The organism is Streptomyces sp. NBC_00203 (assembly GCF_045206325.1).
GTDB lineage: Bacteria > Actinomycetota > Actinomycetes > Streptomycetales > Streptomycetaceae > Streptomyces > Streptomyces lutosisoli.
On record NZ_CP108126.1, the window covers coordinates 10,181,098 to 10,201,358 of the forward strand.

Sequence of the window (20,261 nt, forward strand, 5' to 3'; positions counted from 1 at the left end):
CGACGAGCGGGAGAGGAACAGCGTGGACGAGATCGACCGGGCCATTCTGCGCGAACTGCAGATCGACGGCCGTATCGCGTATGCCGAACTCGGCCCCAAAGTAGGCCTGTCCGCGTCGGCGGCCCGCCAGCGACTGCAACGACTGCTCGACTCCCAGGCCGTGCAGGTGGTGGGAGTCACCGACCCGATGGGCATGGGCGGACAGTCGATGGCCCTGCTCGGCATCGCCGTCGACGGCGACCCGCGAACGGTCGCCGACGCACTGGCCGAACGGGCCGAGGTGGTCTACTCGGTACTGACCTCCGGCGGCTTCGACCTGTTCGCCGAGGTGGTCTGCCCGGGCCCGCGGGATCTGCTGGACTTCATCAACGACGTCGTCCGTCCGATCGAAGGGGTCCGCCAGGTGCAGTCGTTCCCGTACTTCGGGATCCACACGCACCGGTTCCTGTGGAACGTGGGCTGACGGGTGCTCCCGTAGCGTGCTCGCGGCGGCCGGCTAGCTCGCTCTGCCGGCTGTCGAGACCTGCACCCCCAGCGGGCGGGCGAGGCCGATCACGCCCTCGTCCAGGCGTTGCAGATGCCGCAGCACCCGGTGCGTGACGCGGTCGTGCCGAGGGGCACCCCCTCCGTCCGTCTCCAGCATGGACGCGAGGCTCGCGCCGGTCTCGGCCACCCCGCTCGTGTCGTCGTCCTCGACCCGGGCGACCAGGACGTCGATGTTGTGGGCGATGCGCTGTCCCGCGACCTTGAGGCGGGGGTCCGCGGCGACGGTCTTGCTGTAGGGGAGGAGTTCGGCCGTCGCCGCCAGTGAACGCGCGTGGTAGGCGCACGTCTCCAGCAGGGCCACGACGTAGCGAACGGTCTGCCGGCGGGCCCGCAGCGGGGTGATCGGATGGGTCAACGGCTGCGTGGAGGACCGTAGATCGTCGAGTGCCTTGTCGAGATCCCGGGCCATGTCCAGCAGATCGAGCGCGGGCCCGCCGCTCAGCTGTTCCACCGCGGCACCGGTGACGTCACCGAGCCGGGTCAGCACCGTGCCGAGGAGTTCATCGGTGCGGCGATCGGTATTGACCGGCAGGATCAGGACGGCTGCGATCACACCGCAGGCGGCGCCGAGCGCGGTCTCCTCGATCCGCAGGACGAGGACCGCGGGACTGTAGGTGTTGAGCAGCGTGTACAGCAGCCCCAGCATCGCGGTGACGAAGAAGGACATCAGGGCGTACGACAGCGGCGCGGTGAAGAACATGGCGAAGATGAACAGCAGTACGAGGGCGAACGCCGTCCAGGTGTGCTTGCCGACCACGCCCGCCAGGACGACACCGGCGACGACGCCGAGAACGGTGCCCAGCAGCCGGCGGTAGCCCTTGACGAGGATCTCCCCGGTGGACGCCGTGTTCAGGAAGACGACCCAGCAGGTCAGCACCGCCCAGTACCAGCGCTGGCTGGACAGGAGTTCCCCGCCGACGATGGCCAGCGCCGAACCCACCGACACCTGGACGGCGGCACGGGTCGTGGGACGCTCCAGGCCCTTGGGGCGGTCCGCGTCCGGCTCGCTCTCCTCGGACCCGGCGATGGCGACGTCCTCGGCCTCCAGTTCCTCGCGCGAACGGGTCGTCGACGGTGTGTCGTCGGATTCGTCCTGGGGGCCGTCGAGGGCCAGCCGCAGGCCAAGGACGGCGCGCGCCGCCTCTCCGATGCCGCGGAAGACGTCCTGGACGGCCGCCGAGGCGCGCGGCAGATTCTCCTCGTCGCGGTAGCCGAGCAGCCGGTTGCGCAGATGGGCCAGCCCGGTGCCGCGGTCGAACGCCACGGGGCGGACGACCAGCAGGCGCAGTGCGTCGAGGTCGCGGCGCAGCATCGCGGTGGTGTCGTCGTGTGCCCGCAGCCGGTTGCTCGGCGCCGGCACGGGCGCGTCCGGGAGGTGCAGGGTGAGCGTGTGGGCGCGTTCGGCGCTGCGCGCGCTGAGGAGGAGGACATCGAGCCGCTCGGCGGCGATCTCGGCGTCGGCCACGCGGCGCTGGACGAGCGAGGCGGTGGCGCTGTCGCTGGTGCCCACTTCCAGCCGCCCCTGGATCATCAGCGCGCTCTCGTGGAGGCGCGCGGTGTGCCGGCGTACGTCCTCCAGGGCCTTCTCGACACCGTCGGGCCCGGCGTCGAGCAGGTCGATCTGGGCGGACACCAATTGGGCCAGACGAGCCCGGAAGGCCTCGCGCAGTCGCAGCAGGACACGTTCGGGCGTCTCGACGACCAGGCCGAACCGCACCACCGCACTGCAGGCGAACGCGATGGCCAGTGTTCCGCAGAGCCCGGGCAGAGCGGAGAAGCTGGCTCCGACGAACAGGGAGAGGAAGTAGATCTGAAACCCGATGAGCCCCAGGGCCGTACCGCGATCACCGAACCGGCGGCTGTACACAGCGGCGAAGATCAGGGCGATGAAGAACAGGTCGCCCGCGACGACCCTGGTGTTCAACAGCGCTCCCAGCGACATCGCCACAAGTGCCACGGGCAGACCGAGCGCGAGCGTGAGGGCCTGTTCGCGCCGCTGCTTCTCCTTGATGGCGAAGGTCGCGACCATGGCGGCCATGGCGCCGGCCACCATGTGGCTCACATCGGCCTTGAGCAGCGCCAGGACCGCGAGCGTGAGCGCGATGGCGCCGACTGTCCGCAGCCCGGCCATGAGCCGCAACAGCCCGGGGTCGGAGGCCGCGAACCGGTCCCAGATCCGGTGCCGGATCCGGCCCCAGATCCTCGTCCGGCTCGGCCGTGTCGCTGTCCTCACGCTGCCGCTTTTCCCCGTTCTCCGTCATGATCCGGAGTTCCAGCATGGCACGCGTCGGGGTCCCGCCCCGCGTTGCGGCACCCGCCTGACGCCGGACCGACCGCGCGGCGACGTATCGTTTCGTTGCCGATGACTCCGAGGGGAGCCGTTCATGACCACGGCCAAGGACCTGTTCATCATCGCCGTCGACGCGGAGCCGAGCTGTCCCGTGGGACAGGGCGACCTGTCGCTCGCGCTGGCCGGAGCCGAGGTGATCGACCTCCTCCGCGCCGAGGCCCTCATGCTGGCCGGCGACCGCATGGTGCCGACCCGGCAGCCGACGACGGATGATCCCCTGTTGGCCGAGGCCGCGTCGTCGCTTGCCCGGCAGGTGCCGTACGAGCGCGTCGAAGACTGGCTGTGGCGCCGAGGCCGTGACCTGTCCGCGACCTATCTGGCCGCCTTCGAGGAGGCCGGCCTGCTCACCCGGCAACGGCGCGGCCGGTTGTCCCTCGGCGCCGCCCGAATGGCGCTGGCCGACTCGCCCGCTCGCCGCCGGGCCATGAACCGCTGGGCAGCGGACGAGCCCGTCCTCGTGGCCCTCGCGGCGGTCGTAGGGATCCACGACGTGCACGGCACGGACTCCCCGGGCGCCGTCGACGACACGGTGACGACCGTGCTGGCCGCCGTCGACGAGGCGGTGCTGGAACTGGAAGCCGTACGCCAGAGGCGGGCCTTCGAAAACGCGGCGTTCGCCAATATCTGGCGAGGCGCGTGACGAGCACCCGCACGAGTGACGGCCACCCGCGGGTCGCGCGGCAAGGCCGGGAACGGACGCGTCGTCAGTGGTCTGGGCGGCTCGACCCGTCGTCGCTCGGTGCGCGCCGGGCCCTCATGGTGTCCGTGACCCGCTGAATCGTCTTCGCCAGCGGGTGCGGCGCGCGCCCGTCCTGTCGGCGTGATGTCCCGAGCGCGGAGGACGCCGTCCCCCGGAGCTCCTTGACCTCGGCGAGTGCCGCATGGGCGCGCTCGGTCGCCTCGCGGTACAGGTCACGCGACTTGGTCATGGCGTCGAGCGCTTCGGCATAGGCGTCCACCAGCGACCGCGCGTGCGCCAGTTCCTCTTCGAGGGTCAGCAGATGCCAGTCCTGCCGGAGAGAGTTGAGCGCCTGCGCCGCCTCGTCCGGCAGCGGCCAGGGCAGCGCGGCATACCGTACGACCTTGTCCAGGAGCTCGGTCGGCTCCGAGCCGTCGAGGAACACGCTGCGCACGCTGAAGTCCTGCTCGTCGTACCCGAGCCGGGCAGGCGTGCCGGGCAGAATGACGGCGCCACCGCGCGGCACCCGCGTCCCCACGTCGTACAGCGCCCAGTTGACGGCCTGGAACTGCTCGGGCGCGGCCCGGTGTTCCACGACGCGATGCCGCAGTCCGGGCGGAAGCAGCCGGGCCAGGGGGAGGCGGCCGAGGTGGTCGGTGGTCATCGCCTCGTGGACGACGACGTTGATGCTCCAGCTGTGGCGCGCCGCATCCCTCAGCAGGCGGCGCAGCGCCGCGTCCTCCTTCGGCAGCGGGTTGATGTCCCGCAGGCGCAGCCCTTCCACGCTGTCGTGGTCCCAGGAGAAGTCGCTGTCCTCGGGCCAGAACATGGTCGCGGGGGAGGGCCAGGCGGCATCCCAGGGCCGCTCCGCCTCGGCCGCCAGCGTCCAGCGACGCTCTTCGTCCGCGTGCTCGCGCGGGTCGGTGGTGAGCCGCGCCCGTACGGTGACGGCGTCGGCGACCAGCCAGCGGGCCTCGAAGACATGCTCGTCGGATGCCGCGGAGTTCTCCGACTCCAGGAAGTCCTGGATGGTCCCGGCGGCCTTCAGCTTGCGGAGGTTGTCCCGAAGGACGTTCTGCGGGGTGGGTCCGGTGTGGCGCCCGCTTGCCAGCCAGACTGATTCCGGGGCCGTGGCACGGTCGGTGGAGGACTTGGGCATCGGTCACTTTGCGGCTGGGGAGCGGTGTGCCCTCCCAGTATGGTCTGCGCAGGTCACCGGCCGAGAGGCGAGGTCCGCATGGATCGCATACGTCCAGTCTCGGGTAACTATTATCGATTTATTCCTATTTGTACCGATTGTGTTGATTGCGTGGGATGTGTCCTCACGGCTGTCCGAAGGTGCGTAGTGCCAGGCGGGTGCGCAGACGGGTCAGGCGGTCGATCTCGGCGTCGAGGGCTGCGAGTCTGCGGTCGACCACCCCGGAGCCGGGGACATCGGAGTCGGGGCGCCCGCATTGCCGTTGCGGATTCTCGACCAGCAGGTCGATCCGGTCGGCGACGCCGCGCAGATCCTCGACGGTGAGCCCAAGTGCCAGCAGCTCACGGATGACGCGGACTCTGGCCACCTCACCCGGCCCGTACTCACGTTGCCCGGTGGCGGTGCGCAGCGGTGGTGGCAACAGGCCGCGCTCCTCGTAGAACCGCAGTGCCCGCGGGGTGGTCCCCGCCGCTGCCGCCGCATCTCCGATCCGCATGTCCGACCTCACGCCTCAGTCTCCGTCGCCGCGACCGAGCGCGACGACGCATCACACAGGCGGCAACTCCACGACGACGGTCCCGAAGTGCCGCCCCTCGAACAGTTCCTGCAACGCCCGAGCCGCGTGATCCATGCCCGGTATCCGTACATGCGGGAAGGTGATCTCGCCGGAGCGCAGCCAGTCCCCGAAGCGCTTGGTCCATTCCTCCGTCACTTCCGGATGGTCCTGGCCGCTGTAGCCGTGCAGCGAGACGCCCTGGGTGACGAGCCGGAAGGTGTCGATCTCCGCGGGTGCGCTGCCACCGTCCCGGCTCGGCGACAACTGTCCTGACAGCGCGCCGACCAGTGCGAAGCGGGCACCCCGGCGCGCGGCGCGAACAGCCGCGGCCAGCTGGTCACCGCCGACGGTGTCCAGCAGCACGTCGATGCCGTCCGGCGCCGCCGCGGCCAGTTGCTCGTCGATCGGCCGGGGTCCCGGCGCCACGACCGCGTCGTAGCCGAGTTCGGCCCGCAGCCGCTCGGCCTTGTCCGGCGAACGGGTGCTCCCGATGACCCTCGTGGCGCCCAGCAAACGCGCGACGGGGCCCGCCAGCGTTCCCACGGCTCCCGCCGCGCCCGTGACGAACACGGTGTCGCCGGGGCGGACTTCGGCGAGCCGGGTCAGTGCTCCGTAGGCGGCCGACCCGGACGACAGGTGGGCCACCGGGTCGGGCAGGACATCGCCCAGCGGAGTGCAGTCGGCCGCCGCCACCAGCGCGTGCTCGCGCCACCCGAACAGATGCGTGACCGTGTCCCCCGGGCGCAACGGACCGCCGGGCGCGGCCGCGACGACCTCACCGACAGCGGGACCGAACAGCGCGTCGCCGGCGTGGATGCGGGGCAGCGGCACGCCGTCGACCTGGCCGCCGATCAGGGTGCGCAGCCCGGGGAACACGAGGAAGTACCGGTTCCGGACGACGACTTGTCCCGGACCGGGGACGGGGACCGGCTTCTGCGTGACCGTGAAGTGCTCGGGCCCGGGCAGCCCACGGGGGACGTCGGCCAGCAGGATCTCGCGGGTCGTGGAGGGCAGGACAGCGGCCATGTCGGGGCTCCTGAACGGGTTCGAGGGTGAGCGCGGGCTGTGACAGCCGGACCGGTCCGGCTGCCGGCGCGCAGACGCTAACCCCTGACGTGCGCGTCAAAGGCAAGACAGCTGCGAAGGCCCGACCGGAGAACCGAGGAGATCACATCGACGGAGCTGAACGGCCGCCGCTAACCGACGAGTTCGCGTACGAGCGCGGCGACCTGCTCCACTTCGATGAGGAAGCCGTCGTGACCGTAGGGGGATTCGATCACTCGGAGGTGATCCGCTGTGCGGATGCCGGCGGCCAGCTCCGCCTGCTGGGCGAGGGGATACAGGCGGTCCGAACTCACTCCGGCGACAACCGTCCTGGCGGTCACGCGGCGCAGGGCGGCGCGCGTACCGCCGCGACCGCGACCGATGTCGTGCGTGTTCATGGCGTCTGCCAGCACGACGTAGCTGCCCGCGTCGAAGCGGCGGACCAGCTTGGCGGCGTGGTGGTCGAGATAGGACTCGACCTGGTACCGGCCGCCGTTCCAGGGGTCCTCCGTACCCTGGGGCGTGCGACCGAAGCGGACCTGCAATTCCGGCTCGCTGCGGTACGTGACATGGGCGAGGCGGCGGGCCAGGCCGAGTCCCGCATGCGGACTTCCGCCCGTGTCGTGGTAGTCGCCGCCGCGCCAGTGCGGGTCGCTGCGGATGGCATGGAGCTGGATGTTGGCCCAGGCGATCTGCTCCGCGCTCGCCGCCGCCGTGGTGGCGAGCAGGAGGAGTGCGCTCGTGCGCCCCGGATACGACACGGCCCACTCCACGGCGCGCATCCCGCCCATGGAGCCGCCGACCACCAGGGCCCAGCGGTCGATGCCGAGTGCGTCGGCCAGGCCGGCTTCCGCAGCGACCTGGTCGCGCTGTGTCAGAGAGGGGAAGGTGCCACCCCAGCGGCGTCCGTCGGGACGCGTCGAGGACGGACCGGTGCTGCCCTGGCAGCCGCCCAGCACGTTGGGTGCGACGACGAACCAGCGGTCTGTGTCCAATGCCAGACCTGCCCCGATGAGTCCGTCCCACCAGCCGGGGGTGGGGTGACCGGGCTCGGCCGGTCCGGCGGCATGGCTGTCGCCGGTGAGGGCGTGGAGCACGAGTACGGCATTGGAGCGGTCAGGTGCCAGCCGCCCCCAGGTTTCGAACGCGAGCCGCGCACCGGGCAGTTCACCGCCCGCCTCCAACGGCAGCGGTTTCTCCCGCACGTGCCATTGGCGGCGACCCGGCGGGTCCCCCTCCCGCCAGGCCCCGGAGGCCGGCGGGAGGGGAACCTCGGAGGTCGTCAGTACGGTGTTCAGGACGCGCCCTTCGCCGCGCGGAAGCCGGCCTCCAGGTCCGCCTTGAGATCGGCGAGGTTCTCGATGCCGACCGACAGGCGCACCAGGCCGGGGGAGGTGCCGGTCGCCGCCAACTGCGCATCGTCCAGCTGGCTGTGGGTGGTAGATGCCGGATGGATGATGAGACTGCGTACGTCGCCGATGTTGGCGAGATGACTGAACAGCTCGACGGCGTCGACGAACCGCTTGCCCGCCTCGACCCCGTCCCGCAGTTCGAAGGCCAGGATTGCGCCGGCGCCGCGCGGCAGATAGCGGCGCCCCGCCTCGTACCACCGGTTGGACTCCAGGCCCGGGTAGTGGACGGCGGCGACCTCGTCGCGCTGCTCCAGCCACTCGGCCAGCGCCTGGGCGTTGGCGGAGTGCCGCTCGATGCGCAGACTGAGGGTTTCCACGCCCTGCAGCAGCAGGAAGGCCGAGTGCGGGGAGAGGGCGGGCCCGATGTCGCGGAGCAGCTGCACCCGCAGCTTGACGGCGAAGGCGCCCGGGCCGAGGGCGGGCCAGTACTGCAGGCCGTGATAGCTGGGGTCCGGTTCACTGAAGTCGGGGAAGCGGTCGGCATGCGCCCCGAAGTCGAAGGTGCCGCCGTCCACGACGACACCCGCGATCGTGGTGCCGTGGCCGCCGAGGAACTTGGTCGCCGAGTGGACGACGATGTCGGCGCCGTGCTCGATGGGCCGCAGGAGATACGGGGTGGGCACGGTGTTGTCCACGATCAGTGGGACGCCGGCCTCGTGCGCGGCGTCCGCGACCGCCCGTACGTCGAGCACATTGCCGCGCGGATTGCCGAGTGTCTCGGCGAACAGGGCCTTCGTGTTCGGCCGGATCGCCGCTCGCCAGGCGTCGATGTCGTCCGGGTCGTCGACGAAGGACACATCGATGCCGAATTTGGGCAGGGTGTGGCGGAAGAGGTTGTACGTGCCGCCGTACAGGGACGTGCTGGAGACGATGTGGTCGCCCGCGCTCGCCAGAGTGAGGAGGGCCAGGGTCTCCGCGGCCTGCCCGGAGGCCAGGGCCACCGCGGCGACCCCGCCTTCGAGCGCGGCGATCCGCTGCTCGAAGACGTCCTGGGTCGGGTTGTGGATACGGGTGTAGATGTTGCCCGGCTCGGCGAGCGAGAACAGGTCGGCGGCGTGCTGGGTGTCGCGGAAGACGAACGAGGTCGTCTGGTAGATCGGCGTCGCCCGCGCCCCGGTCGTCGGGTCCGGCGCGGCACCGGCGTGGATCTGCTTGGTCTCGAAGGACCAGGCCGAGGTGTCGGGCCCGGCGGGTTCGTCCTCGGGCGTGTGGCCGGCGGTGACGGAATCGATCGGCTGGCTCATGGTTCTCCCTTGTGCGGGCATGCGGGGTGCGTGAAGAGACCGCAGGGCTGCTGTCCGGACCCGAGGAGGGCAGGGCGCAGGACAGCGCGGCGCGGTGGTGAAGAGGGGGGATCAGATGCCGGAGCGGGGCGTCAGCTCACGGCGGAACAAGACGTGGTGGTGACACGCACGTAGTCAACGTGGCGGCGGGTCACGAGCACGGTCATGGGGTCAGGTAACCACAGTTGGTGACGGCGCACCAGCAGGACCGGGAGGGAGGCAATGCCTCGCGCGCCTCGCTCGGCCGTCGCCCTGGCCGCCGTCACACCCGTCGGGACACTCGGTGGTCTCCATGGCCGGACCACTCGGCGCACCCCTCTGCTCCGTCGGCAATCAACCTTTCCCGTACGGCCGTTGCCACGCGCGCAGCCCACGAAGTGGGGAGCCGTTTCGCTGCTGGGCGACGAAGGACGCCGTGCCGGGACGGGACAACCACGTGCCGCACCGTGATCGGCACTACTCGGAATCGGGCAGGACGAGCGGCGGAAGCTTGGCGGTCGAACCGGGCCAGAGGCTGACCCAGATTCCGGTGACGGCCCGCTGAGTGACCACCAGCCGCAGACCGGCCCAGGAGTACGGGTAGCCGTCGACATCGGGCCCCTTCAAGATGTGGGCGGGGTGCGGGCGCCCCGGGCCGAGGAGGTCTTCAGCCTCAGCCAGGGACATTCCGCAGCTCAGGGGCCCGATCCGGCCAGTGCTGGAGAAGTCGACGAGTACGTCCATCAAGGTCACGACAGTGACTGTGACACTCTCCCGATCCAGTTCGCACTCCGAAATCAGCGCGGCGCCGAGCCTGCGGGTGCCGGATTGTCGGCCAGATTCCACACAACGCGTGAGTGGCCTGCGAGGACCTCGGTGACTGACCGGTCACCACTCGGCCTCAAGGGCCTTGACCAATCGGGAGGCCGCGGCCAGGTCCGGCATGTTCCGCAGGGAGGCGACGACTTGGCCGCTCGCGAACTCCCGCTGCGCGGCGGTCACAGTCGGATCGATCGCGCACTCGGCCTGCACGTAAAGATAGTTCAAGGCCGTTGCGAAGAGCATCGAGAACGAATCCAGGCCTTTCACGGTCGCACGACCTCCTGCATCCACATACGCGCGTGCCAATCGCCGAGCGGAATCCGCGTTGAACTGGTTCCCGCCCGACCATACGTAAATGGCTCGTGCGAGCTCGCGTTCCGCCGATGTGGATCCCGCGTTGTCCCAGTCGAGGAGAACCGGCCCGGCCGGACCGACCAGAACATTCTGGGGCTGCAGGTCGAGATGTGACGTCACCAAATCACCAGGGTCCGACGGGGTCACATGGTGCGTCAGCTCTGCCGCCGAGGTGGAGGCGAATTGGCCCAGCGCCTGCGACCACGGGAGGCCGGCCTGGCGAATCTCCTTGTGCAGTTCTTTCCAGTCGGCATCCAGGTGGCACTCCTCGTACCAGGAGTTTGGTGTCCCGGTCGCGCCCTTTCCGGCCATGTGGAGGACTGCCAGGGTCCGGCCGAACCAGCTCAGGACTTCCGGGTCGGAGGCGTCTGCCTCAGTACCGTTGACCCAGTCGTACAGCTTTGCATAGGAGCCGCCCAACGGGGGAGGGAGTTGTGAGACGTATTCGCCGTCACGATTCGGAATGAATCTTGGCGACACGATGCCTAGCCTTTCCGCAGCGTTCCGTAGCGCGGCTTCCCGGTGGACCTGCTGCTTGTCGCAGCCGAAGAGGAGTTCTTTCACTGCCCATGAGGAGCCGTTTCCGGTTAACTTCCAGATCTGGCCCAGTGCGCCGCGGGTGACGGGCGTCATCGTCCACGGTCCGGTGCCGAGCGCATAGATGTCCGCCATGAAGTCGGCTGTGTCATGCATGCAGGTGCCTCTCCAGGTGCTGAAGGTCACCGATGATTTTAGGGTCCCTTGGGCATTTCGTTCTCACGAATTTGTGCCTGATCCCCGGAACCCCGCGCACTCATCGGGGATTGCCAGCAGATGGCTCTCGCGCGGGACGCTCGTCAGAGACAGAATGGGCGGGTGCCTGACTGCTTCCGCGTCGGCCTGCGCGCCTGGGCCGGCCGAGGACGACTCCGGCCAGGACCAGGACCAGTCCGCACAGTTGCTGAACGGTCAGCACCTCGGCGGCGACCGCAGTGCCGAGCAGTACGCCCGTGACGGGGTTGAGCAGTCCGATCAGGCCGACGGTTCCTGCGGGCAGGTGCCGCAGTCCGGTGAACCAGGCGGCGAAGGCCAGTGCGGTGGCGACCAGGGTGACGTAGCCGAACGCGAGGAGCGCCGGCGTGGAGAGCGCGGGGGGAGGGCCCTCCACGGCTGCGGCGACCGGGAGCAGGAACAGGCCTCCGGCGGTGAGCTGCCAGGCGGTCGAGGCGAGTACGTCGGCGTCGGCGCTCCACCGTTTGGCCAGGATGTGGCCGAAGGACGACACCAGCATGGCGGCGGCGGAGGCGAGGACTCCCGGCACGCTCACCCTTTCCACCCCCGTGAGCAGCATGAGACACACCCCGGCGAGCCCGATCGCGGCGCCGGCCAGGTGGGCGGTCCGGGGCCGCTCGGACACCAGGGCCCAGGCTATGAGCATCATCGTCAGCGGGGACACCGCCATGACCGTCGAGGCGATGCTCGTCGGCAGCAGCTGGGAAGCGACGTAGACGAGGACGAAGAACACGCTCACGTTGAGCAGCCCGAGCACCGCGGATCGCCGCCACCATGCGCCACGCGGCCGCTGCCTGCACAAGGCCAGCAGGATGAGGCCGGCGGGCAGCGCACGCAGAGCAGCCCCGTAGAGCGGGCGGTCGGCGGGGAGGAACTCGTGCGTGACGAAATAGTTGGTCCCCCATGCCACCGGTGCGACCGCGGTCAGTGCCACCCAACGTGCATTAGCTTCCATGGAAGATAATATAGCTTCCTGGGAAGCTATCATGGTGTCCATGGAAGACCGGCAACCGTTGGACCGTGTAGCCCGCATCCAGGCCGACTGGCGCCGCGAACGGCCCGACCTCGACGTCACCCCGCAGGGAGTGATCGGCCGACTGCACCGCCTGGCGGACCAGCTCACCGAAGAACTCTGCCTCGTGTACGGCCGCTACGGTCTCAGTGAGGGGGAGTTCGACGTCCTGTGCGCCCTCCGCCGCGCCGGTCAGCCCTACGAACGGGCACCGGGCGAGCTCGCCGCGCACACCATGGTCACCACCGGCGCGATGTCGAAGAGAATCGACCGCCTGGAGCGGGCCGGACTCGTCACCCGCCGCCGCTCCGACGACGACCAACGCGGCCGGATCGTCGCCCTCACCAAGCCCGGGCGCGAGCTGATCGACCGCGCGTTCACCGACCACATGCACAACGAACGCCACTTGCTGGACCTGCTGGCCCCCGCCGAGGCCAAGACGCTCGAAACACTGCTCACGACCTGGCTCTCCCGCATGGAACATCCGCGCCCTCCCGGCGGCGAATGACCCGCACCCGTTCCGGGCGGTGACCAGTGCAAGGAGGTACGCGCGCGGCTGCTCAGCCTGTTCCTCAACCTTGGGCGCCGGAACAACGGGCCGATCTCCGCGACGAGTTCAGCATTCACATCTGGCGACAAGCGTTGGCCCCTGGATCGGCTGTGTTGTCAGTGGCCGCGTTGGAGCGCTCCTGGACAGCCCTGTTCACCGGGCCGAGTCCACGGCACTCCCAGAAGTGGCGTACGCGCGCCCACTATTGACCACCGATGCGGACAAACGAAGCGATCGAGACAGCGACGTTGCCCCCCGCATGTAGACGATCAACGAGCGGGCATAGTAGGGGGCTCCCCCAAGACCGAACTGGCTTCATCGAAAGGACTTCCGCGCGTGAGCTTCGGCCCGCCTCCTTCTCCGTACACCCAATCCGTATTGGCGGCGGACACCGACCGAAGACAGCGCCGTACGAGACTGATCGGCGCCGTGGCCGCCGTACTCGTCGTGGTGCTGTGCGCGGGCGGATGGCTCCTGATGTACAAGACCGGCGACAAGACCCCGGCAAGCGGCAAGGAGACGGCGGCTCCGCAAGCCCCCGACGAGATCAGGGAGACGGTCGAGAAGCTCCCGAGCACGCCCGAGGGTGAACTGGCCGCCGGCTGGATGGTGGAGCACCTCGAGAAGACCACGGATGTCAACCCCCGCTATACGCCGGGCACCTGGGCAACCGGCAAGATCTTCGCCAAGGGCATTGCCGACGAGATCGTGGGCTTCAAGGTCGACCGGTACGGCGGTGACAAGGCGTGGACCCTCAAGCTCGGCGGCCATATCTGCGCGACGACCAAGCATGTGACCGCGGACGGTCGTACGGCCGTCGTCGTCCAGCCCCCCAAGCCCAAGGGGTCCCCGACCGAGGGCGTCTGTGACGAGGTGGTGTTCTTCGACATCGACACCGGCAAGAAGCTCTGGCAGTCGAAGATGCCCGAGGCCGCCTCCGCGTTCGTGACGAACACGAACCTGACCATGACGCGGGGCACCGTCGCCGTGGCATGGGATCAGGGTTCGGTGGCGTACGACATGAAGGACGGCAAGCAGCTCTGGAAGAGCACGGGCGTCTCACAGTGCGAGGACCACGGGTTCGCCGGAGGGCGCGCGCTTCTCGCCCTGGTCCGATGCGGATCCATGCCCGACGTCACGTACGAGGTGCAGAAGCTCAATCCCCGTACGGGCAAGGCCAAGTGGACGTACAAGGTCGGCAAGGGCATCACGACCGTCTATCTCCCCTCGTCCGATCCGCCGGTGCTCGCCGTCGGGGCCGGGGACACCACGGTGACCGACTTGATCACCCTCGACGCGGACGGCAAGCACAGCGCCACCATCTCCCTGCACGGCGAGAGCTACGACCCGATGTGCGGCGTCCGGTACTCCGGCACGTCGCGCTTCGGCGTGGTGGAGAACTGTGACGCGATGGTCGTGGGGCGCACCGAGATCTTCGTCGCCAGCAAGGTGGGGTCCGAGAGCGGACAGGAGGCGAACTGGATCATGGGGTTCGATGTCGCGACGGGCAAGACGCTGCGCAAGTTCAACGGGCGCGAGGATCAGCCGATCTATCCGCTGAGGACGAGCGGCGACCAGCTCCTGGTCTACCGCGCGACTCGCGACGACATCGGCCCCTCGGCGGTGATCAGCCTGGATCCGCGTACGGGCAAGGAGACCCCGTTCCTGCTGTTCCGCCTGCCGGACGACAGCAGCAGTGACCGCCAGTTCGGTGATCCAGACAAGTCGGACATCATCGTCGAGCAGGGCCGTGTGTACTTCGCGAAGCGGGAGCTCGTCGCGGACTTCAAGTATCCGGAGGATCCGGTACGGGCCTTCCTCGGTATCGCGAGCAGCGCCACGATGCGGAGCGCCAAGTAGAAGATCCAAGACTCGAAGAGTCGAAAAGGGGAGGCGGTCGGTGTGTCCGCCCCGACCGCCTCCCCTTCACCGAATCACCGCTCCGCTGCTCCGCGACGATCCCGCCATTGTGCGGCTCCGCCTCCAGATCGAACTCCCTGGCGCGAAGACCCGCCACTCGGCATCCGTGTACCGCAGGACCGTGTCCGGGTCGAGGGACGAACGCATGGCGCTGTCACGAGGCCGCCACGAGCTCGTCATACACGAGCAGGAATGCCCGTCACACGGGTGCCGGTTGCCCTGTGTATGACCATCGGCGTAGCGCTCGCTCTCCAGAACCGGATCGACAGTACGGTGCACCTCGCGCGGGAGGCCCGCGAGGCCGGACTGCGCTCCGCATGGTTCGGGCAGACCTTCGCGTACGACTCTCCCTCGCTTGCTGCGATAGTCGGCCGCGAGGTGCCCGGGCTGCATGTCGGGACCGCTGCGATCCCCGTCTTCGGCCGCCATCCGCTGCTCGTCTCCAGTCAGGCGCAGACAGCTCAGGCCGCCACCGGCGGCCGCTACCACCTCGGGCTCGCGCTCGGCACGAAGCATCTGACCGAGGCAGGCTTCGGCATTCCGTACGAGCGCCCCATCGCCCGGCTCCGGGAGTTCCTCACCGTCCTGCGCCAACTCGTGGAGACGGGCGGCGCCGACTTCCACGGAGAACTGCTGACCGCCACCACACCGCTGCCGGCGTCGGTGCCGGGCGCCGATCCGCCGGTTCCGCTGCTGGTCGCCGCCATGGCACCGCAGGCACTGCGCGCTTCCGGCGAACTCGCGGACGGCATCCTTCCGCTCCTGGCCGGCCCGCGCGCCCTCGCCGAGCACATCGTCCCGGCCGTCACCGCGGCGGCGGAGGCGGCGGGCCGGCCGGCGCCCCGGATCGTTGCCTTCGTGCCCGGCGTGGTCACCGCCGACGTCGAGGCGGTACGGGAGACCGCGACCGGGACCCTCGCGTTCTACGAGCAGTTTCCGTCCTACCAGCGGGTCATCGGGCTTTCCGGCGGCACCCGGGCCGTGGACCTCGCCGTCATCGGCGACGAGGAGACCGTCGCAGCCGAGGTGCTCCGGTACCGCGAGGCCGGGGCGACCGAGGTGGTGTTCACCGCGACGGACCTGGGTGGTGAGGCGGACCGACGCCGTACCTGGAAGCTGCTCGGAGAGCTGGCGAACGGCTGAGGCGCCCTGGACCGGGGCGGGTTGAGGTCTCTTCCGGTCAGCACCAGGGCGCGAAGGCGGGACGAGACCCATGGAGAACGCCGAGCTCGGCCACGCGACCACACGGCGTTCGGCAACGCGGTCCTCCTGCCTCTGCCGGCCGGGGCCGTCGTGCAGCCGTCGGGTCCGCGCACCTGCCCGGGTGACGGGCGCATGGCGGTGATGCGAAGACGTCGTTGCAATGCGGAGTGACCAACAGCCGCCCGTTGACCGGGAATTGGGCCGTGGATAGCGTCACCGGCATGCGGTTCTCTCGGTGGTTCACTCGGCGGCGCGCCGTCGATCTGATGCGTGTGGCCACCGCGCTGTGTAGCTGACTCCTCACCGCACCGCCGCCGCTCCTATGCCGCCCCGCCGCTCGCATCGGTTCCCTTGGTGTGCGTGCGCGCCTGTGCGTGCCCGGAAACAGCAGTCACCCGCACGTCCACGAAGGAGTACTCGTGAACCCGCTCAGAACCCGCCGTTCCGCTCTTGTGACGCTGGGCTCGGCCGCCCTGCCGGCAGCCTCCGTGCCCGTCCCGACCGCCGCGCCCGCCGTGGCGGACGAACGGCAGCCGCGCCCGTCCGTCGCGCTCGACTGGTACGACACGACGGCCGCGACCGTCGCGGCCGGCGGTGCCACGACCCAGATCACCAACAACCGGACCTGGGCCATCAGTTGGCTGGCGGCGGCCCGCGCCGTCCGTGAGCTGCCGCCCGGCGTCGACCGGAGCGACTTCCAGGACGCGGCCCTGGCGTCCGCCGTGCACGACTCGCTGGTGGCCCTGGTACCGTCCCGCGCCCAGGAACTGGATGCCGCGCTGCGTGCGACGCTGGCCGGTGTTCCCGACGGACCGGCCAAGTCGCCGGGCGTGGCGGCCGGGGCCCGCCAGGCACGGCTGGTCCGGGCCTCGCGCGAGGGCGACGGCCTTGACCCGGCGTCGGTGAACGCGCCGTTCACCGTGCCGCCGGCGGCGCCCGGTGTGTGGCAGCCGACCCCGCCCGCCTACGCCCCGGCCGCTCAGTACGGGAACAGGATCGCCAGGCCCTTCCTGCTGCACGGCCCCGACCAGTATCGGCTGTCCGCGCCGCCCGCCCTGGACTCCGCGCGCTACCGTGCCGACCTGGCCGAGGTCCGCGCGTACGGGGCCGTGGACAGCACCATACGTACACAGCGGCAGACCGAGACCGCCGTCTTCTGGTTCGGCTCGTCGCTGACGCTCTACACCGAGCCGCTGCGGGTTGCCCTCGCCCGGTCATCGCGGTCCACCGCGGGTCAGGCCGGCCTGGTGGCACTGTTCCACGTCGCCCTGGTGGACACGCAGATCGCCACCTCCGACAGCAAGTACGCCTACCTGCGCTGGCGCCCGGTCACCGCGATCCGCACCGGCACGATCGACCCCGACTCCGAGTGGACGCCACTGCACGTCACGCCGGCGCACCCGGACTACCCCAGCGGCCACAACACGTACGCGGGGTCGGCGGAGACGGTCCTCACGGCGCTCACCGGGCCTCGTACGGCCCCCTTCGATCTCACCAGCCCCACTGCTCCCGGAGTGACCCGCACCTACACGGCCTGGAGCCAGCTGTCCCAGGACAACCTGGATGCCCGCGTGTACTCCGGTATCCACACCCGCTCGGCCGACGAGGCCGGCCTCGTCCTCGGGAAGCGGGTCGCGGCGCACACCCTGCACCATGCGGCACGCCTGTTCGGCACGCTGTGAGCGAGGCCGCTGCCGACGGAGGTGGCGGGCCCGCCATGGCGGCTGTTGTATGCGCGTACATCTAATGGTCTTGACATCTTCCAGGGCCGGCGGCGTAGGTTGAAGCGATAAGTCCCGGACGGGTGGAGGCCCCGATGCGCGTACGTGGCGCCGCACCGCACGGTGCCGGCACGGGTACGTGGCTGATCATCCGGCGGCACGTCGACTACTGCCGCACCGCCTCCGCCGTCTGTCCTTCCGCACATCTCTGACCCCTGTCGGCCCGTCGGGCCGGCCGTCTCGTTGTGCCCTCGGAAGGAACTCCATGTCCGGCCCCGCCCTGCGGCTCGCCGTCGAACTCGACGGTGACGGCGCCCACCCCGCGGCCTGGCGCCGCGCCGCCCACTCGCCCGACCACCTGCTGACCCCGCGCCGAGTGGCCCGCGTCGCCGCTGCCGCGGAGAATGCCGGGTTCACCCTGCTCACCCTGGAGGACGGCGCACTCCCGCCCGGCGACACGCCTGACGTGGTCGGCCGCATCGGCGCGGTGGAGCGGGCCGCTTTCCTCGCCTCGTCGACGAGCGTCATCGGCATCGCGCCGGTCGTCCCGGTCACCTATGCCGAACCGTTCCACATCTCCAGCCAGTTGGCGTCCCTGGACCACATCTCGATCGGGCGTGCCGGATGGGTGGTGAGTGAGGAGGCACGTCCCGAGGCGGCCCGCGCCTGGGACCGCCCCCGCGTCGACGGCGCCGCCGCCCGCGTACGCGAGTCCCGCGACGGCGTGGAGGTCGTCCGCGCCCTGTGGGACTCCTGGGAGGACGACGCGGTCATCCGCTCCGTGGCCACCAGCCGCTACCTCGACCGCGACCGGCTCCACTACGTCGACTTCACCGGCGACACCTACGCCGTGAAGGGCCCGGCGATCGTGCCGCGTCCGCCCCAGGGCCAACTCGTCGTGCTCGGCCGCCCCGCCCTCGTGCCCGCCGAGCAACTGGACGTCGCCCTCGTCGAGGGCCGCGACGTCGCCGCGGTCACTGCGGCCGCGGCCGCCGCCGGAACTCCGCGTACCTTCGCCGAGGTCGAGGTAGCCCTCGACACCGTGGCTGCCACGGCCGACGAACGCGTCGCCGACCTCGAACGGCACACACCCTGGACCGACCGCGGACGGCTGCGCCACATCGGCTCCGCCGCCGGACTCGCCGCGCTCCTTGGAGAGTTGAGGGGCGTTGTGGATGGAGTCCGCCTGCACCCGCTGGTGCTCGACGAGGACCTGCCCGAGCTGTCCCGGCTCGTCCTTCCCCACCTCTTCGAGCGGCGCCACGCAGTCCGCCCGCTGCCCGGCGCGTCCCTGCGCACCCACCTGGGCCTTGAGCGGCCCGCCAACCGCTACGCCGCCGGTGCGGCGTTCGAGGCGCTTGAGGAGACCCGATGACCCGCACCGACCCCCTCGACGTCCCCCGCCCGGACGCCCAGCTCCACTTCGGCGTCTTCTTCCAGGGCGTCAACCACTGGACCATCTGGTCCGATCCGGCCAGCGGCTCCCAGATCGACCCCGCCAACTTCCGGCGCGTCGTCCAGACCGCCGAACGGGGCCTGTTCGACGCGTTCTTCCTGGGGGAGGGGCTGCGGCTGCGCGAGGTCGACGGACAGATCCACGACCTCGACGTCGCCGGACGGCCGGACGCCATCACCCAGCTCGCCGCACTGGCCGCCGTCACCGACCGGATCGGCCTGGTCAGCACCTCCAACACCACCTTCAACGAACCCGCCGACCTCGCCCGCCGTCTGTCCGGTCTCGACCTGCTCTCCGAGGGCCGCGCCGGGTGGAACGTGGTGACGACCGACAACGCCTGGACCGGCGCCAACTTCCGCCGCGGCGGTTACCTCGACCACGCCGACCGCTACCGGCGTGCCGAGGAGTTCCTCACCGTAGCCCGCGCGATCTGGGACGGCTGGGAGAACGGGGCCGTCTCCAGCTCCCCGGGCGCCCCCGCCTGGGCGGCACCCGGCGCCGTACGCCAAGTCCGCCACAAGGGGCCGCAGTTCGACGTCGAACTCGCGCCCACGCTGCCGCGCAGCATCCAAGGCCACCCGGTGATCTTCCAGGCCGGGGACTCCGGCGACGGCCGGGACTTCGCCGCCCGCAACGCCGACGTCATCTTCTCCGCGCACGGCAGCGACTTCGACGACGCGCTCGCCTTCGCCGACGACCTCCGGTACCGCCTGCGGGCCGTCGGCCGGCCCGACGACGACCTGCGGATCCTCCCGGGTACGGAGATCATCATCGGGGCCACGGAGGAGGAGGCCCTGGAGAAGAAGCACTGGATCCGCCTCCAACAGGTCACCCCGGCAACCGCGTTGGGCATCGCCGGACTCCTGTGGGGCCTGGACCTCTCCGATCGCGACGCCGACGGGCCGCTGCCCAAGGAGGATCCGGTCGTCGCCGAGAACGACGGTTCCTTCGGCGCGCGGCGTATCACCGACCCGCGCAAGGTGGTCGCCGAGTGGCGGGAGAAGGCCGAGACGCACCGGTGGTCGCTGCGCGAGACCGTCATCGCGCTCGGTCCCCAGCGCGGCCACGTCGGCACTCCGGCGGGACTGGCGGACAAGTTCGCCCACTTCGTCCGGCACGGCGCCGTCGACGGCTTCAACGTCACGCCGTACCTGATCCCCGACGGCCTCGACGACATCGTCGACCTGCTCGTCCCCGCACTGCAGGAACGCGGTGTCTACCGCACCGAGTACACGGGTACGACGCTGCGCGAGCACCTGGGCCTGCGGGAACCCCTCACCCACCGCTCCACGACCGACCGGCAACAGGCCGGCTGACCGCCCCTCCTCCGCGACGTTGGCCCACCCCCTCGGGGTGGGCCGGTTCCACTCGCTGTTCACCAACCCCGGCCACGACTACACCCGCG

At 70.3% G+C, this 20,261-nt stretch carries 17 protein-coding genes and 1 pseudogene; 9 read left to right on the forward strand and 9 right to left on the reverse strand.

The window, feature by feature from the left end; translation table 11 throughout:
• Positions 1–22: 22 nt before the first annotated feature.
• Complete coding sequence (locus OG975_RS45135) at positions 23–463, forward strand: Lrp/AsnC family transcriptional regulator (protein WP_406335545.1); 441 nt, start codon at positions 23–25, stop codon at positions 461–463.
• A gap of 33 nt (positions 464–496) precedes the next feature.
• Here OG975_RS45135 and OG975_RS45140 read toward each other — a convergent pair whose 3' ends face one another.
• Positions 497–2,677 (reverse strand): FUSC family protein, encoded by a 2,181-nt coding sequence (locus tag OG975_RS45140; RefSeq protein ID WP_406336741.1) that lies wholly within the window; start codon positions 2,675–2,677, stop codon positions 497–499.
• A gap of 253 nt (positions 2,678–2,930) precedes the next feature.
• Between OG975_RS45140 and OG975_RS45145 the strand changes: the two genes are divergently transcribed.
• Entirely contained in the window at positions 2,931–3,536 is a 606-nt protein-coding gene (locus tag OG975_RS45145) for a GPP34 family phosphoprotein (RefSeq protein ID WP_406335547.1), read from the forward strand.
• 64 nt (positions 3,537–3,600) lie between these two features.
• Here OG975_RS45145 and OG975_RS45150 read toward each other — a convergent pair whose 3' ends face one another.
• The 8 genes and pseudogenes from OG975_RS45150 to OG975_RS45185 all read right to left on the reverse strand — a co-directional run bounded on the left by OG975_RS45150 (position 3,601) and on the right by OG975_RS45185 (position 11,949).
• Entirely contained in the window at positions 3,601–4,734 is a 1,134-nt protein-coding gene (locus tag OG975_RS45150; RefSeq protein WP_406335548.1) for a hypothetical protein, read from the reverse strand.
• A 163-nt stretch (positions 4,735–4,897) separates the two neighbouring features.
• The gene (locus tag OG975_RS45155) at positions 4,898–5,269 is read right to left on the reverse strand and encodes a MerR family transcriptional regulator (RefSeq protein WP_327434291.1); all 372 of its coding nucleotides are present in this window, start codon (positions 5,267–5,269) and stop codon (positions 4,898–4,900) included.
• Between the two features lie 51 nt (positions 5,270–5,320).
• On the reverse strand, positions 5,321–6,355 hold the full coding sequence (locus tag OG975_RS45160) for an MDR family NADP-dependent oxidoreductase (protein WP_406335549.1): 1,035 nt from the start codon (positions 6,353–6,355) through the stop codon (positions 5,321–5,323).
• A 170-nt stretch (positions 6,356–6,525) separates the two neighbouring features.
• Positions 6,526–7,671: a homoserine O-acetyltransferase gene (locus OG975_RS45165; RefSeq protein WP_406336742.1), complete on the reverse strand. Its 1,146-nt coding sequence runs from the start codon at positions 7,669–7,671 to the stop codon at positions 6,526–6,528.
• Positions 7,668–9,029: a bifunctional o-acetylhomoserine/o-acetylserine sulfhydrylase gene (locus tag OG975_RS45170; RefSeq protein WP_406335550.1), complete on the reverse strand. Its 1,362-nt coding sequence runs from the start codon at positions 9,027–9,029 to the stop codon at positions 7,668–7,670. The genes OG975_RS45165 and OG975_RS45170 overlap by 4 nt, the downstream gene beginning before the upstream one ends.
• A 498-nt stretch (positions 9,030–9,527) precedes the next feature.
• Positions 9,528–9,800, reverse strand: a pseudogene (locus OG975_RS45175) (hypothetical protein); the annotation flags it as partial.
• 135 nt (positions 9,801–9,935) lie between these two features.
• Positions 9,936–10,916: a phosphotransferase enzyme family protein gene (locus tag OG975_RS45180; protein ID WP_406335551.1), complete on the reverse strand. Its 981-nt coding sequence runs from the start codon at positions 10,914–10,916 to the stop codon at positions 9,936–9,938.
• 100 nt (positions 10,917–11,016) lie between these two features.
• Entirely contained in the window at positions 11,017–11,949 is a 933-nt protein-coding gene (locus OG975_RS45185; protein ID WP_406335552.1) for an EamA family transporter, read from the reverse strand.
• 40 nt (positions 11,950–11,989) lie between these two features.
• On the opposite strand from OG975_RS45185, the gene OG975_RS45190 reads away from it, so the two are divergent.
• The 7 genes from OG975_RS45190 to OG975_RS45220 all read left to right on the forward strand — a co-directional run bounded on the left by OG975_RS45190 (position 11,990) and on the right by OG975_RS45220 (position 20,172).
• Positions 11,990–12,514 (forward strand): MarR family winged helix-turn-helix transcriptional regulator, encoded by a 525-nt coding sequence (locus OG975_RS45190; protein WP_406335553.1) that lies wholly within the window; start codon positions 11,990–11,992, stop codon positions 12,512–12,514.
• A 378-nt stretch (positions 12,515–12,892) separates the two neighbouring features.
• The gene (locus OG975_RS45195; protein ID WP_406335554.1) at positions 12,893–14,416 is read left to right on the forward strand and encodes a PQQ-binding-like beta-propeller repeat protein; all 1,524 of its coding nucleotides are present in this window, start codon (positions 12,893–12,895) and stop codon (positions 14,414–14,416) included.
• A 285-nt stretch (positions 14,417–14,701) separates the two neighbouring features.
• Positions 14,702–15,619, forward strand: coding sequence for a TIGR03564 family F420-dependent LLM class oxidoreductase (locus OG975_RS45200; protein ID WP_406335555.1), 918 nt, complete (start codon positions 14,702–14,704; stop codon positions 15,617–15,619).
• A gap of 281 nt (positions 15,620–15,900) precedes the next feature.
• Entirely contained in the window at positions 15,901–15,975 is a 75-nt protein-coding gene (locus tag OG975_RS45205; RefSeq protein WP_406336743.1) for a putative leader peptide, read from the forward strand.
• A 123-nt stretch (positions 15,976–16,098) separates the two neighbouring features.
• Complete coding sequence (locus tag OG975_RS45210; RefSeq protein ID WP_406335556.1) at positions 16,099–17,361, forward strand: vanadium-dependent haloperoxidase; 1,263 nt, start codon at positions 16,099–16,101, stop codon at positions 17,359–17,361.
• A gap of 304 nt (positions 17,362–17,665) precedes the next feature.
• Positions 17,666–18,775, forward strand: coding sequence for an LLM class flavin-dependent oxidoreductase (locus OG975_RS45215; protein WP_406335558.1), 1,110 nt, complete (start codon positions 17,666–17,668; stop codon positions 18,773–18,775).
• Positions 18,772–20,172, forward strand: coding sequence for an NtaA/DmoA family FMN-dependent monooxygenase (locus OG975_RS45220; RefSeq protein WP_406335559.1), 1,401 nt, complete (start codon positions 18,772–18,774; stop codon positions 20,170–20,172). Before OG975_RS45215 ends, OG975_RS45220 begins: the two co-directional genes overlap by 4 nt.
• Positions 20,173–20,261: the final 89 nt, after the last annotated feature.

Coding starts and splice junctions, on each gene's coding strand:
- OG975_RS45170 (WP_406335550.1), bottom strand. CDS start 9,029: ATGAGCCAGCCGATCGATTCCGTCACCGCCGGCCACACGCCCGAGGAC.
- OG975_RS45160 (WP_406335549.1), bottom strand. CDS start 6,355: ATGGCCGCTGTCCTGCCCTCCACGACCCGCGAGATCCTGCTGGCCGAC.
- OG975_RS45215 (WP_406335558.1), top strand. CDS start 17,666: ATGTCCGGCCCCGCCCTGCGGCTCGCCGTCGAACTCGACGGTGACGGC.
- OG975_RS45155 (WP_327434291.1), bottom strand. CDS start 5,269: ATGCGGATCGGAGATGCGGCGGCAGCGGCGGGGACCACCCCGCGGGCA.
- OG975_RS45200 (WP_406335555.1), top strand. CDS start 14,702: ATGACCATCGGCGTAGCGCTCGCTCTCCAGAACCGGATCGACAGTACG.
- OG975_RS45190 (WP_406335553.1), top strand. CDS start 11,990: ATGGAAGACCGGCAACCGTTGGACCGTGTAGCCCGCATCCAGGCCGAC.
- OG975_RS45220 (WP_406335559.1), top strand. CDS start 18,772: ATGACCCGCACCGACCCCCTCGACGTCCCCCGCCCGGACGCCCAGCTC.
- OG975_RS45140 (WP_406336741.1), bottom strand. CDS start 2,677: ATGGCCGGGCTGCGGACAGTCGGCGCCATCGCGCTCACGCTCGCGGTC.
- OG975_RS45185 (WP_406335552.1), bottom strand. CDS start 11,949: ATGGAAGCTAATGCACGTTGGGTGGCACTGACCGCGGTCGCACCGGTG.
- OG975_RS45145 (WP_406335547.1), top strand. CDS start 2,931: ATGACCACGGCCAAGGACCTGTTCATCATCGCCGTCGACGCGGAGCCG.
- OG975_RS45150 (WP_406335548.1), bottom strand. CDS start 4,734: ATGCCCAAGTCCTCCACCGACCGTGCCACGGCCCCGGAATCAGTCTGG.
- OG975_RS45180 (WP_406335551.1), bottom strand. CDS start 10,916: ATGCATGACACAGCCGACTTCATGGCGGACATCTATGCGCTCGGCACC.